Below are 13,943 nucleotides of genomic sequence, written 5' to 3'. Positions count from 1 at the left end.
CACAGGAACAGAAAAAGCCCTCTTGTAAATTCCCAAGAGAGCCAGTGTGATTCCTTACTTTACTTTTTTGACAGCTTCGACAATCGCAGCAGCAGTCAGACCATATTTATCCAGCAGCCCCTGGGGATCTCCACTTTCTGCGAAACAATCACCTACATTCACGTAAGCCATGGGAACCGGATTGGTTTGTGAAACCGCCATTGCCACCGCAGATCCCAGTCCACCGTGTGAGAGATGCTCTTCAGCAACAACAATCGCACCGGTTTCATGTGCCGCTTTCTGGATGGCTTCTACATCCAGTGGTTTCACAGTATGCATATCAATCACACGCACACTCATGCCTTCTTCAGCCAGTCTGGTAGCAGCATCCATCGCACCAGCAACCATCAGGCCGTTTGCAATAATCGTAACATCGTCGCCTTCACGAACCGTATTGGCTTTGCCGATCTCGAAGGTATCACCCTCGGAATAGATCTCGGACACTTTGGGGCGTCCCAGACGCAGGTAAACGGGTCCTTCGTGTTCGATCATCGCTGTAGTTGCTGCTTTGGTGGAAACGGCATCAGCGGGGACAATCACCACCATGCCAGGCAGACTGCAGGCCAGCGAAACATCTTCAATGCCCATCTGAGAAGGACCATCTTCTCCGATAGAAATCCCGGCGTGGGTTCCGACGAGTTTGACGTTCATATTCGGAAATGAAATCGACATTCTGATCTGGTCGTATGCATTACATAACAGGAATGCGGCAAAACTGGCAACAACCGGGATATGTCCCGTAGATGCCAGACCGCCGGCCACACTGACCATGTTGCTTTCTGCGATCCCGACGTTAAAGGACCGATCCGGATAGGCATTCGCAAAGACTTCGGTTCGGGTTGAGTTCCCGACGTCACCGTCCACCGTCACGATACCCGGATATTTATCACCCAGTTCTTTTAATGCATCACCAAATGCATCACGGGTGGCTTGTCCGATTTTCAATCCACTCTGTTCGCCTAAATACATAATAATTTAGTCTCTTTTAGTCTATGTTAACTGTAGATGTTATCTGTTTCGATCTTCCAGCGATGTTCAACTTACCGGAACCGTTTCCGTTCAGGAACACCTGCCGGCAGGGTTCTAAGCTAGAAACGCCAGTGCTTTTTCTGCCAGTTCTGGTGAAAGCGGCTTACCGTGATAGTTCACATCGCCGGTTTCTTCCAGGATGGGAAGAATTCCATACCCTTTTTTCGTCTTTGAAATAATCGCTTTAGGACGATCTGTGACCTTGGCTGCATTTTCCAGGGCTTCCACAACCGCCGCCTGGTCGTTGCCGTCAATCGTCTGTGTATACCAGCCGAACGCCGCGATCTTTTCTTCGAAGCTACCCAGATCGAGCACATCCTGAGTCGCACCAGTCTGCTGAAATCCGTTCTGATCGATGATCGCAGTCAGGTTGCCCAGCTTGAATTTTTCAGCAGCGGCTAATGCTTCCCAGACCTGACCTTCCCCCATTTCCCCGTCACCAATGATGACGAAGACGTTGGAGCCGTTGTCGTTCAAGCGTGCGCCGAGGGCCTGCCCGATGCCCAGTGAAAGCCCCTGACCCAGCGAACCTGTCGAGGCTTCAATCCCGGGCAGACGTTTCATGTTGGGGTGTCCTTCGAACGGACTGCCCAGTTTGCGGAGTGTCATCACATCATCTTCAGAGAAGTAACCAGCTTCCGCCATGGCTGCGTACAGCACGGGAACCGCGTGGCCTTTACTCAGAATGAAACGATCGCGACTTTCCCAGGTGGGGTTTGCAGGATCATATTTCATGAAGCCACCAAACCAGAGTGCATTCACGACTTCCACAGCAGACAGGCTGCTGCTGGGGTGTCCGCTGCCGGCTTCAGTGGTCATACGAATGATCAGACGACGAAGGACTTTCCCTTTTTCCTTCAATTCTTCCAATGATAAAGCATTTGCTTGAGCAGCCACTGTACTTCCTTCAATTCTTCTAAACAGACCAAAAGTCACCCTGCCCTCTACCGACTCACTTCCTTCAGTTTGCTGATGTGACGAACAGATTCTACATGACTGAAGAAGTGCGGTGCCGAAACCGGGTCACCGTAGATTGAGCGGCGACAGCATTCACGCGCCACCAGGCGCAACTTAAGCGCGTCGATGTATTAAGGGTATGCTAACGAGCAAAGCTGCCAGCGACAACCATACTGACAAGAGAAACCCGTTTGACAGACTGGAAAAGGACTTACGTCACCCGATTTTCGATAGATTCACAAGTCGCTCCTCGCACTTTGATCCGGGTCACACGCGGTCTCGGTTTTAGGGAAATACACAACTGTTTATACAAATTACCTTTAAAGCCAGAGACTGTTCCCGCATAATAGAAACAGTTCTTTCGAGCAATACAGCTCAGACTCTTTCAGCAATGAGGCCCTCAACTCATGTCAGAATTACCGTTTACAGACCAGGAACTGCTGGCCTACCTGGATGAGAATCTCTCGGTAGCGTTGATGTCTCAGGTTGAAGACGCGCTACGTCATTCTGACTCACTCCGGGTCCGCCTGGCGACGCTGTCACGCCAGCGGAATGACGGCGTACATTCAGTCGGAGAAATCTGGAGACGAAATCGCATGAGCTGCCCTTCTCGGAGCCAGCTGGGAGGCTATCTGCTCGAAACACTGCCTCCTGAGTATCATGCCTTTATCGAATTCCATTTAACAGAGACCGGCTGTCGCTACTGCCAGGCAAATCTGGAAGATCTGAAAGCGGGGCTCTCGGCAGCGTCACAGGATTCGAATCGACGTCGTCAGAAATACTTCCAGTCTTCCGCCGGCTATCTGTCTGCGGAAAATGACGCGACTTAACCGCTGATTTCAGTCAAGCGGTCCTGACTCAAAATCGGTTTCGTTAACCCAGCCGGCTTTGATTTTTTCCCCCTGCATATAGCGTTCATAAAAATTCCGCGTACGGGGATCGGAATACTGATACTTCTCAAAGACGGAACCGTTCCCGAGTACCCGCGGATCTTGCTGAACCGTCAGCTCCTCCTGCAGCTGTTTTTTCAGTGAATTCTTTACATCCTGAAATTCCGGTTTTGCTGCCAGATTCTGCATGCAGTGTGGATCTTCGCTGGTGGCATACAGTTCTTCCGCAGGTCGTCTCCCGAATGCCCAGTCCCAGAAGTCTGTCTGTTTCCCGTCGCGGCGCAGTTGCAGAATCACCGACTTGGTCGGGCTGCCATCGCAGTTGAGATATCCGGTCTCGGGATTACCGGCGGGCCAGCGGCCGGGTTCGTCATTTTTGAGATAGAGCATCCCCTGTTTCACGATGCCTCGAATCGGATATCCCTGATCATGGGGCCTGCCGATATCGTGGCGTTCTTTACCAATGAGAACGTGGTCCCGCTTCGGATTGACAATGCCAGATTTTTCGGACTGGAAAATATCTGTCAGACTGCGCCCGGTAATCGGCTGCATGCCGGCTGCTTCTGCATTCAATCCAGCGGCTTCCAGAAATGTCGGAGCGAAGTCGATGAAACTGACATAATCTTCAATCACCCGGTTACCGGTGGGAATCCCCTGCTTCCACATGATGGCCAGCGGCAGATGATTGGAACGTTCATATTCCTGTCCTTTCACTCGTGGGAACGGCATTCCATTGTCGGCAGTCACAACAACAATCGTATTATCCAGTTCCCCACGCGATTCGAGCAGATTCAGCATGCGGACCAGATGCTGGTCGAAGTATTCAATCTCGTAAGCATAGTCGAGCATATCCGTGCGAATAGTTTCGTTATCAGGCCAGTAAGCGGGAACCCGATCAATATCGCTGATCTTCTTGCCGGCATTCTTGATCCCCGCACCATATTCATAACCCCGATGCGGTTCGAAACCGCCATACCAGAAACACCATGGCTTGTTATCCCCACTTTTTTTGAGGAACAGTTCAAAGTTGGCAGCGTAGTCGATGGGTGAAATTCCGCTGGCGGGTGGCTTCGTCTTTTTCTGGTTGAACGCGGGACCTGCCAGATCACGGCGCTTGCCGTTCGCATCAACGGCAACACCAGGTGCCCAGCCCTTCGCGGTCTTCCCCACAGAGTAACCCGCGTCCGCCAGTGATTCGACGTACGTTTTAAACTCCGGCGGGAAAAACGCCATGTGGTTGCCGGCTTCTTTCAACTGCCACGAGTTGCGGCCCGTCAGAATACAGGCCCGTGACGGCGCACACTTGGCATTCGGCGTATAGGCATTGTTGAAGAGCAGACCTTCCCGCGCCACCCGATCAAAACCAGGCGTCTTGACCCAGGAACAACCATACGCGCCCATATGAGGGAAGGAAGCATCGTCGGCAATACAGAACAGAATGTTTGGACGTTTTTTCGCTGCTGTCTTTGATTCCGCTTTGACAATTCCCGTACAGAGCATGCCGAGAAGTAACAGAGTTAACGCTGCGGTCAAACGGTTTTTCATTTCAACTGTTCTCCAGTAGAGCCATCCAGGGTGGAAGCAGTGAGGTCGGTAAGATTGAACTTTTATCTTACGCGACTGGAGAAGCGGTCTCAAGAAAGAAAGGTTCGCGACGCTCAGTTACAACTGAAGTCGGTCAAGCGAGCTCCTGCTGCGGGATTCTGCTGCCGTTCACGATGCCTGTTTTTGAGAAAGCTCAACAGAAGATCACTGCGGAGGTCGACATCCTGTTCTTTCAGCAGCAGTTGGCTGAGAGCAGGTTCCAGCCTGATTGTCCCGGCGAGTGTATCACAGAGCGTGCCCAGACTGACTTCGCGGTGCAGCTGGTGATAATACAGCGGATTGGAAGCATGATCCATATAGATGCGGGCATAGAGTTCCAGCAGTTCCAGCTGTCGATGTTCGCGGTGAATGACTGGCTGATCTGGATAGCAATCGGTTTGCAGATCCAGCAGTGCTTTCGTGTAAGGCAATTCCGATTTCTGCAACACCACCATCTGTGCGCGACACAACCCCTGCAAAAGAATTGAACGGGCTCCTGATTTAAACTGATACGGCGTCAGAACAGACGCGACACAAACAGTACGAATTTCCGACTCCGTTGAAAGTTCAGCGCCGGTTGCAGGGCACGTCTGTTTGAAATCGACGGCGATAATACCATGCGTGGCGAGCGCTTCATCGATCAGCTGACAGTCGGCGGGATCGGTCAGGCGGAGTGGAATGACAGAATGCGGCAGGAGCACGAAATCGTCCAGTTTCAATACGGGAACCATTCCGGAGACGGACTTTAACTGCTGCTCGATTACTGCGTTGTCTGTTACCATTATATATTCCAACCCCGTACATTGAAAAACCAATCCGAGTGCTCCATACTGAGTCCATTCATGAATCTCAGCTGGCTGGTTCAAATCATGCCAGTCAGAGTAGCACTCCAATTTGGGAATTGTCACGCAGAATATGGCTAAAAAAAAATCGCAGGTCGCGTCAGGTTCCGGTTATAGCGACTCACTTGATGACAAAAAGAAACATGCCCGTAAAATCGCACGCGGGCTGGCAAAACTGTTCCCGGAACCAGAATGTGCGTTGATCCACGATTCCCCATTCCAGCTGCTGGTCGCGACCATTCTCTCCGCGCAATGCACTGACGAGCGCGTGAATGCCACCACGCCGACCCTGTTCAAAAAATATCCGACTGCAGAAAAACTGGCAGCCAGTAAACAGGAAGATGTCGAAAAGATTGTGTACCCACTCGGCTTCTTCCGCGCCAAAGCAACCAACATCCGCAAGATGGCGTTAGCGGTTACCGAAGAACATGCTGGCGAAATCCCCCGCACGCTCAAAGATCTGGTGGCGTTACCCGGTGTCGGACGAAAGACCGCCAATGTGGTGCTGGGAACCGCATTCGGAATTCCCAGCGGCGTCGTTGTCGATACACACGTCAAACGCATCTGCAACATCTTCGGGCTGACGACCAGCAAGAATCCGGAGATCATCGAACGCGACCTGATGGAAGTGCTTCCCAAAAAAGAATGGATCGACTTTTCCCATCGGGTCATCCTGCACGGTCGCGCCACCTGTGTGGCCCGTAAGCCGCGCTGCACGGAATGCAGCCTGCTGAAAATCTGCCCGCGGATCGGGTTAAAGCCACTCGTGGAGTGAACGCTTATCACCAGTCGCCTGCCGGTACTTGGCTCTGTTTCCGAAAACGTCCGTCTGAACTGTTGAAAGCCGGTGCGCACCGGTTTATGGTTCCAGTATGCAGAGTTTTATTCCATCCTTCACAATAATGAGAAGCCAATGATCCTGACCGGGAAAGAAATCAAAGCACGCCTGGGAACAGATATTATCATTGAACCCTATCATGAAAAATATCTGAACCCGAACAGCTATAACCTCTGCCTGCATAACGAGTTGATGGTCTACGAGGAAATCGTGCTGGATATGGCCCGCCCGAACCGCCTGGGGAAATACATCATCCCCGAAGAAGGCATGGTGCTCTATCCCGGACAACTCTACCTGGGACGGACTGTCGAACGGACTGAAACCCACAACCTGGTGCCGCTCCTCGAAGGACGCTCTTCCATCGGACGTCTGGGAATTTCCGTACACGCGACTGCCGGTGTCGGCGATATCGGGTTTTGTGGTTACTGGACCCTGGAAATCACGGTTGCTCAGCCCGTTCGGATTTATGCCGGTGTAGCCATCTGCCAGATCATTTACAACACGGCGATTGGAGAAATTGTCGCCTATAACAGTGACAAGTACCAGAACAATAAAGGCATCCAACCCAGCCTGTTGTTCAAAGAACTGGACCCGGCGGAATCACGCCAGATGCGACTTTCATTCGGCGAAGAGGCTTCTCAGTAGTCTGCTCTTACGGAAAACATGCAAACAAAAAAGGCGCTACAGAATTGACTGTAACGCCTTTTCTTATTTTGGTTCTGAACCGTTTACACGGTCCAGGTATCACCGGTGTTGAACAGTGCTTCCAGATCCCCTTCGCCGTTTCGTTCGGTGGCGGATTCCACCTGATTGTAGACGGCTTCGTTGTAGGTTGGATGTTCGACACAGCGGAAGACTCCCATCGGTTCCGGCATTTCCGGATACCGCATGCTGGCCAGCAGAAACGCCAGATTCATATCTTCTGACTTTTCATCGTGGAACAGCAGATCGTCTTCCGTGACTCCTTTACCCAGTTCGACCACTTCCGGCTGGTCGTGACTGTTGAGGCGAACGCCTTTATCGCGATTTTTACCAAAGATCAACGGCTTGCCATGCTCAAGATAGATCACGTTCTCTTCCTTCTCTCCCTTTTTGGAAGCAAAGGCAAACGCACCTGAGTTGAACACGTTGCAGTCCTGATAGACTTCCACAAAGGCAGAACCTTTGTGATTTGCTGCCCGTTCGAGAACGTAGCAGAGGTGTTTGATATCGACATCGACGGAACGGGCTGCGAATGTCGCCCGGGCACCGATGGCAACCGACAGCGGATTCAAAGGCCGATCCACTGAACCGAAAGGAGTACTCTTGGTTTTCGTACCAGTCGGACTGGTGGGAGAATACTGACCTTTGGTCAAACCATAAATCTGGTTGTTGAACATGATCACTTTCAGATCCACGTTACGACGCAGAACGTGCATGAAGTGATTTCCGCCGATCGACAGCGAATCGCCGTCACCGGTGATCACCCAGACCTGCAGATCGGGGTTGGCCAGCTTCACTCCGGTGGCAACCGCAGGAGCCCGACCATGAATACTGTGCATGCCGTAGGTGTCCATGTAATACGGGAACCGGCTGGAGCAGCCAATTCCGGAAACGAACACGAACTTCTCTTTGGGAATACCCAGAGTCGGCAGCACTTTTTTCATCTGGGCGAGAATAGAGTAATCGCCACAGCGTGGGCACCAGCGGATTTCCTGATCGCTGGCAAAATCTTTTGGCGAGAGGACAGGCAGTGTGACATCAACGCTCATTTTTAACTATCCTTAAACGCAATAACTCGTTTTTTAAACTGGTTTCTATATGGTATCAGATCAGATGACGTTCATTGAGATCAGCTCTCTTTGATCATCTCTCTGATTTTATTTTTGACTTCACTGATCAGGAACGGTTTCCCCTGAACTTTATTCAGGCCAACGGCATCAGCCAGGTAAGTTCCGCGAATGATCATCCTTAACTGTCCGGTATTCAACTCGGGAATCAGGACTTTCTTATAGTTCTTGATCACATCACCCAGGTTGCGGGGGAACGGATTCAGATAGCGGATATGGGCATGTGCTACTGACAAACCTTCCTGTATCGACTGTTTCACAGCAGTGCGGACGGCACCGTAAGTTCCCCCCCAGCTGATCACCAGCAGGTCTCCCGATTCAGGACCTTCGACCTCCTGCTCAGGAATGAAGTCGGCGATCCCGGCAATTTTTTCAGCCCGGAGCGTCGTCATATACTGGTGGTTTTCGGGAGAGTAATTCACGTTACCTGTGACGTCTGATTTTTCCAGGCCTCCCACGCGATGCTCACAGCCGGGTGTGCCGGGTACGACCCAGGGACGGGTTTTCTTTTCATTCCGCAGGTAAGGCATGAATTCCCCATCCGTCTGTGTATTTTCCTGGACGACGGGAATTGGTTTGAGCGAGGAGATCTCGGGAATCTTCCAGGGCTCGGCACCATTGGCAATGTAACCGTCACTGAGCAACAGCACGGGTGTCATGAATTCCACAGCGATCCGCAGCGCCTCTTGTGCCATCTCGAAACAGTCTGCTGGTGTCGCAGGTGCAACCAGAGGCATCGGGCAGTCACCGTTGCGGCCAAACATGCACATATACAGGTCCGACTGTTCTGTTTTGGTAGGCAGCCCGGTACTGGGTCCGCCGCGTTGCACGTCGACTACAACCAGCGGCAATTCCATAATCGCTGCCAGTCCAATCCCTTCACCTTTAAGTGCGATGCCGGGACCACTACTGGCTGTAATCGCCAGATCGCCGGCGTAAGAAGCACCGACAACACTGGTAATCGCAGCGATTTCATCTTCCGCCTGGAAGGTAACCACATTGAAGTTTTTCAGCTTGGAAAGTTCGTGCAGAATATCGCTGGCGGGAGTAATCGGATACCCGCCATAGAACAGCTGCTTGCCGGCCAGTTTAGCGGCAGTGACAAAACCGAATGCCAAAGCTTCGTTACCGGTTACCTTGCGATAATTACCGGGTGGCAGATCCGCAGGATCGACGCGGTAATGCACGGTAATCGCTTCAGTTGTAATACCGTAGTTATAACCGGCGTGCAGTGCTTTCAGGTTCGCTTCGACCAGTTCCGGTTTTTTGGCGAATTTGCTTTTGACCCACTCTTCGGTCGGGGTCGCATCGCGCTGATAGAGCCAGTAGACCAGACCCATCGCGAAAAAGTTTTTGCAGCGTTCAGCTTCACGAGGCGAAAGTCCCAGCTCGGCGACAGCATCGCGCGTCAGGCTGGTCATTGGCACTTTCTGAAGCTGGTAGGCAGCCAGAGATTCTTCGTCGTCCAGCGGGTTACTGTCGTAACCGGCTTTAGAGAGATTCGATTTCTCGAAGGCATCTTCATTGACGATCAGCGTCCCGCCCCGCTTGAGATCGACGAGGTTGGTTTTCAGCGCCGCAGGATTCATGGCAATTAAAGTATCGACTTCATCGCCGGGTGTGTAAATGTCTGAGCTGGAGAAACAGATCTGGAAACCACTGACTCCGCCCAGAGTACCGGCGGGTGCGCGAATTTCTGCAGGAAAGTCAGGCAGTGTGCTGACATCGTTACCGAAGACGGCGGACACATTCGTGAACTGCGTGCCGGCAAGCTGCATTCCATCGCCACTATCTCCACAAAAACGAATTACAACAGCATCCAGTTGTTCGCTGATTTTGCCATTAGCACCAGACACATCAGTGGTCGACATTCTTTTGTTTACTCCCCGGTAGTCGCCTGACTTCAGGCGGTACAGTCTCAGTTGAATGAAAAAATATTTTTAATGTTCTGGCTCCCCGGTGATGGCTACTGCCGTTCGTTCAAATAACGGATTCGCTGGTCTGGTCCTGTTTCTCTATAACGAAAAACCAGACACTTCATCACTGAAAAGTTAAAACCGTGGAAAACGCGATGTGCTCTCTCGGACATGGCTCGAGTCTGAATTGCTTCAGACTCGATAGAAGGAGGGAAATATGCAGGAGTAGGCCACACTTGGTTTTCACAATTTACATGCATTAGTTCGTATGTCGGGCGATACCTTTCAATCCCTTTCGAGTATTGAAGTTCCGGCTCCAGACATCCGTGCTTTCTATCACGGCCTGTTTACCATCACTCCATTGAACGGCAAACTCTACGTAACAGATTTATTCCTTATAATCGGCATTTTTGCACTATATTCAACACTTGGAAAGGCCTTAAACATCACATTCTTTCCTGATTCTTCAGATTTTCTCTCATGAGATGCGACAGACCTGCCCTCAATTAAAATTATAGGCAGACATTTCATTCATCCAACTTAAATTAAACCATATTATCCAATTTTTGGTTCTCAATCCGTTTTCAGATCAAGGTCTGCGAAATCAATGCCCCTAAGTGCAATGAAAACAGGGAGTAGAAACATAACGCTTCTACTCCCTGTTGAGACACGGTTCACAACAACCAGTTCAACTCATTTTCGTCATCGTGTAAAAATAATTCATAATATCGTGAGGCAGCTCCTGAACATCGATATTATTGAAGCCTGCATCTTCCAGCATCGAACAGGCCAGCTCTTTCCCCCAGCAGGTCCCCAGCCCCGCGCCCCCCTGTGCCAGTGATACGGTCATGCAATGCATGGTCGAGATCGTATAGAACATCGGCCCCAGAGGATTGGTGATGTTCTGCTCCACATTGCTGGAGGCAGCGATGTCCTGCATCAGGAAAGTGCCTCCCGGTTTCAGAGCGGCATTCACTTCACGAAGCACCTGGTCCGGTCTGGCCTGGTCGTGAATTACATCGAAGGCAGTGATCAGATCAAAGGTGTCCGTCAGATTCATCTGCGAGACATCCTGCACACGGAACGTGACATTAGTCACGCCCCGGCCGGCGGCTGAAGCCTGAGCCCGGCCAATCGACTCTTCGGAAATATCGAAGCCGGTAAAGCGGCTTTCGGGAAAAGCGGCTGCCATTTCAATCAATGCCAGGCCGCTGCCACAACCGATATCCAGCACATCAATGCCGGTTTTCAGCCTGTCTTCCAGCCCGGGCACCAGTGGCAGAATATGTTCGAATAACCCACAAACGACCGAGTTATAACTCTCCTCGGCCATTACTTCATGGAAGCGGGCAAACTCGGAATAAGGAACCCCGCCCCCTGCACTGAAGCAGTCAACGATCTGATCTTCCACAGAACCGAGCACGGAAAACCACTGCATGGTCGTCGCAAAATTGTTGGAACCGGCGGCCCGTGTCAGCAAAGCAGCATGCTCGGCGGGAAGAAAATAGGTTTTCAAGACCGGGTCGTATTCCATGATGCCACCGGTAACCATCGCTCCCAGCCACTCGCGGACATAACGTTCATTCAGGCCGGTCTGCTCTGCGATGGCCTCGCTGGTGGCATGTTCCATGTCGCTCATGATGTCAAACAGCCGGGCCCGGTGACCGATGGAAAGCATGAAAGACAACGCACTGTGATTGACGATCTGCAGCAGTTTCTGTCCGAATTCGTCTGTTCGCTCCGCATCAATATTCAGATTACAGTTGTTACACATTTTGAATCCCTTTCTGATTGATTCTGTTGATTTAACCTTTTTCCTGTTCACAGGGGCCCAGACAATCCCGCAGTTAAACTACTGAGCGAAGAAGCTGGCCGAATGTTACCGCTTATTTTGAAAAAAACGACCCGAGATCCCACTTTCTCCGTCAGATACATAAAGAACCGCTTGCGCGATAGACTTACACAGGTGTCGAGTGCTAAAATAGAGCCTCTTCCGCAACCGGAAACCATCCGAAAACTGGAGATCGCGAATGCCTGGCAGACTATCAGACCGACTCTTATCACGGCGCGAACTATTGAGAGTAGGCGCGCTCGGTACCGCCGGTCTTACCCTGCCTCAACTGCTGGCTTCTCAAGCGGCCAGCGCGGAAGGCCCGACGAACAGACCTGCGGCGAAAGCCGATGCCTGTATCATTCTGTTTCTGAACGGCGGCCCCAGCCATCTTGATATGTGGGACATGAAGCCGTCCGGCCCGATTGAAATTCGGGGCGAATTCAATCCCATCGCCAGTTCGCTGGAGGGGGTTCAGGTTTGCGAACACCTGCCGCTGCTGGCGCAACAGATGCATCACACGACTCTGATTCGTTCGATGAATCACAGTGTCAACAATTCGCATGCGGCTGCCGTCTATGCGGCACTCACCGGACACGATCGCGGCGAACAGGGGGGCGGTGCGAAACCGGACGATCATCCCTGCCCGGGAGCGGTACTCGCAAAACTCCGACCGGCGCCCAATGGATCGCTGCCTTATATCTCACTTCCCTACAAAACGAAAGAAGGAGCCGCCGGTCCGCTGCAGCCCGGATTTCTGGCGGGCTTCATGGGGGCGACCTACGATCCATTCTGGGTGCTCGACGATCCGAATCAACCGAATTTTCATGTGCGTAACCTGGCACTGCCGGAAGGTCTGGCCATGGAGCGCATGAACAACCGCCGTGGCCTGCTCTCATCACTCGATCAGGGTTTGAACCTCAATGCCAATCAGACGCTGGCCTCGATGAATGATTTCCAGAGACAGGCATTTGATCTGCTCACATCCAACAATGCCCAAAAGGCATTCAAACTGAGCGAAGAACCGGACTCTGTCCGCGACCGCTACGGCCGCAACATCTACGGACAGAGCGTACTGCTGGCGCGCCGACTGATTGAAGCCAACACGCGTGTCGTCACCATGTCGTGGGCGCCGCATGCGAATGCCACCTGGGACTCGCACGGTCAGAACTTCAACAAACTGAAAAACGAGCTCCTGCCTCAGTTCGACGCCGCCTGTAGCAGTCTGATCGCCGACCTCGCCGAACGGGGAATGTTACAGCGCACGCTGGTTGCCGTGCTGGGCGATTTCGGCCGCACCCCGAAGATCAATAACAATGCCGGTCGTGATCACTGGAATTCGTGTTATTCAATCATGCTGGCCGGCGGCGGGATCAAGCCCGGCTTCGTCCTGGGAGCCAGCGACCGCTCAGGCGCGGTTCCCACTCACAGCCCCGTCTCTCCTGGCGACATCGTCGCCACCATGTATCGCCTGCTGGGCATCGACCATCAGCATCTGATCTACGACACCCTCAACCGCCCGCACACGGTTGTTCCCGAAGCCCGACTCGTGCCCGAAATTATTGCGTGAGGTTTTGCAAAACGGAATGTACCATGTTGAACCTCACGATTTCCCATGCTATGTTCAAACTGACTTGCCTGGGTTTAATGTCAGCTTTCCTCATCACAAGTCTGCTCTCCTGCAGTTCTGAAACGGCACAGCATTCCTCGAAAGAGACCTCCCTCAAACGACTGCAGCAGTTGAAAGCCGAATTATCGTTCAATGCGCAGGGGCAACTGATCGCCATTGATCTCTCTGAACGCGATCTCGCGGATGCGGATTTGCCCGACCTCTCGCCGTTTGTTGAACTGCGTGAATTCCATGCCATTTACACATCACTTCGCGGCCAATGTCTCTCCTCACTCAGTCAGTGCCCAAAACTCGAAGTACTCAACCTGTATGCGGCACCGATTGAAGATTCACACTTAAACCATCTGGACAGTGCCACCAGTCTCAAAAAAGTCAATCTGGCAGGATCCAGCGTTTCAGATAAAAGTATCTCCATCATCAAATCCTGGAATAATCTGGAAGAACTGGAACTCGGAGATTCCAGCTTCACCTTTGAGGCAATCGAAAAATTACACAGAAAACTACCGGAAGTTGAAATTTACCCAACGCCGTCCTCTTTACCAGCAGGCATGTGAGCAA

The 13,943-nt window shown here is 51.9% G+C and carries 12 protein-coding genes; 5 read left to right on the top strand and 7 right to left on the bottom strand.

The features are described 5' to 3' along the window. Positions 1-54: 54 nt before the first annotated feature. Positions 55-1,008 (bottom strand): transketolase family protein, encoded by a 954-nt coding sequence (locus ACN0YN_RS17380; RefSeq protein WP_417386300.1) that lies wholly within the window; start codon positions 1,006-1,008, stop codon positions 55-57. Between the two features lie 114 nt (positions 1,009-1,122). Continuing rightward, a complete protein-coding gene (locus ACN0YN_RS17375) occupies positions 1,123-1,965 on the bottom strand; it encodes a transketolase (RefSeq protein ID WP_417386299.1) in 843 nt (280 codons plus the stop codon). 467 nt (positions 1,966-2,432) lie between these two features. Between ACN0YN_RS17375 and ACN0YN_RS17370 the strand changes: the two genes are divergently transcribed. Next, positions 2,433-2,855 carry a hypothetical protein gene (locus tag ACN0YN_RS17370; protein WP_417386298.1) on the top strand — a complete coding sequence of 141 codons (423 nt, stop codon included), beginning with the start codon at positions 2,433-2,435 and terminating at the stop codon, positions 2,853-2,855. Between the two features lie 9 nt (positions 2,856-2,864). Here the strand turns inward: ACN0YN_RS17370 and ACN0YN_RS17365 are convergent, their stop codons facing one another. Beyond that, positions 2,865-4,460 (bottom strand): sulfatase, encoded by a 1,596-nt coding sequence (locus ACN0YN_RS17365; protein ID WP_417386297.1) that lies wholly within the window; start codon positions 4,458-4,460, stop codon positions 2,865-2,867. A gap of 113 nt (positions 4,461-4,573) precedes the next feature. Beyond that, positions 4,574-5,281, bottom strand: a complete 708-nt coding sequence (locus ACN0YN_RS17360) for an LON peptidase substrate-binding domain-containing protein (protein ID WP_417386296.1) — start codon at positions 5,279-5,281, stop codon at positions 4,574-4,576. A 133-nt stretch (positions 5,282-5,414) separates the two neighbouring features. Here ACN0YN_RS17360 and nth point away from each other — a divergent pair, with 133 nt between their 5' ends. Both nth and dcd read left to right on the top strand, forming a co-directional pair. Further along, positions 5,415-6,116 carry an endonuclease III gene (gene nth, locus ACN0YN_RS17355; protein ID WP_417386295.1) on the top strand — a complete coding sequence of 234 codons (702 nt, stop codon included), beginning with the start codon at positions 5,415-5,417 and terminating at the stop codon, positions 6,114-6,116. A 138-nt stretch (positions 6,117-6,254) separates the two neighbouring features. Next, positions 6,255-6,824, top strand: a complete 570-nt coding sequence (gene dcd / locus ACN0YN_RS17350) for a dCTP deaminase (protein ID WP_417386294.1) — start codon at positions 6,255-6,257, stop codon at positions 6,822-6,824. A gap of 83 nt (positions 6,825-6,907) precedes the next feature. Here the strand turns inward: dcd and ACN0YN_RS17345 are convergent, their stop codons facing one another. The 3 genes from ACN0YN_RS17345 to ACN0YN_RS17335 all read right to left on the bottom strand — a co-directional run bounded on the left by ACN0YN_RS17345 (position 6,908) and on the right by ACN0YN_RS17335 (position 11,698). Then, positions 6,908-7,930: a 2-oxoacid:ferredoxin oxidoreductase subunit beta gene (locus ACN0YN_RS17345; RefSeq protein ID WP_417386293.1), complete on the bottom strand. Its 1,023-nt coding sequence runs from the start codon at positions 7,928-7,930 to the stop codon at positions 6,908-6,910. 80 nt (positions 7,931-8,010) lie between these two features. Then, positions 8,011-9,879, bottom strand: a complete 1,869-nt coding sequence (locus ACN0YN_RS17340; protein WP_417386292.1) for a 2-oxoacid:acceptor oxidoreductase subunit alpha — start codon at positions 9,877-9,879, stop codon at positions 8,011-8,013. 733 nt (positions 9,880-10,612) lie between these two features. Next, positions 10,613-11,698 (bottom strand): class I SAM-dependent methyltransferase, encoded by a 1,086-nt coding sequence (locus tag ACN0YN_RS17335; RefSeq protein WP_417386291.1) that lies wholly within the window; start codon positions 11,696-11,698, stop codon positions 10,613-10,615. A 256-nt stretch (positions 11,699-11,954) separates the two neighbouring features. Between ACN0YN_RS17335 and ACN0YN_RS17330 the strand changes: the two genes are divergently transcribed. Further along, positions 11,955-13,325 (top strand): DUF1501 domain-containing protein, encoded by a 1,371-nt coding sequence (locus ACN0YN_RS17330; RefSeq protein ID WP_417386290.1) that lies wholly within the window; start codon positions 11,955-11,957, stop codon positions 13,323-13,325. A gap of 23 nt (positions 13,326-13,348) precedes the next feature. Further along, positions 13,349-13,939 (top strand): hypothetical protein, encoded by a 591-nt coding sequence (locus ACN0YN_RS17325; protein WP_417386289.1) that lies wholly within the window; start codon positions 13,349-13,351, stop codon positions 13,937-13,939. Positions 13,940-13,943 lie beyond the last annotated feature (4 nt).

The organism is Gimesia sp. (assembly GCF_048260065.1).
GTDB lineage: Bacteria > Planctomycetota > Planctomycetia > Planctomycetales > Planctomycetaceae > Gimesia.
This window is presented reverse-complemented; position numbering and strand designations above follow the sequence as displayed.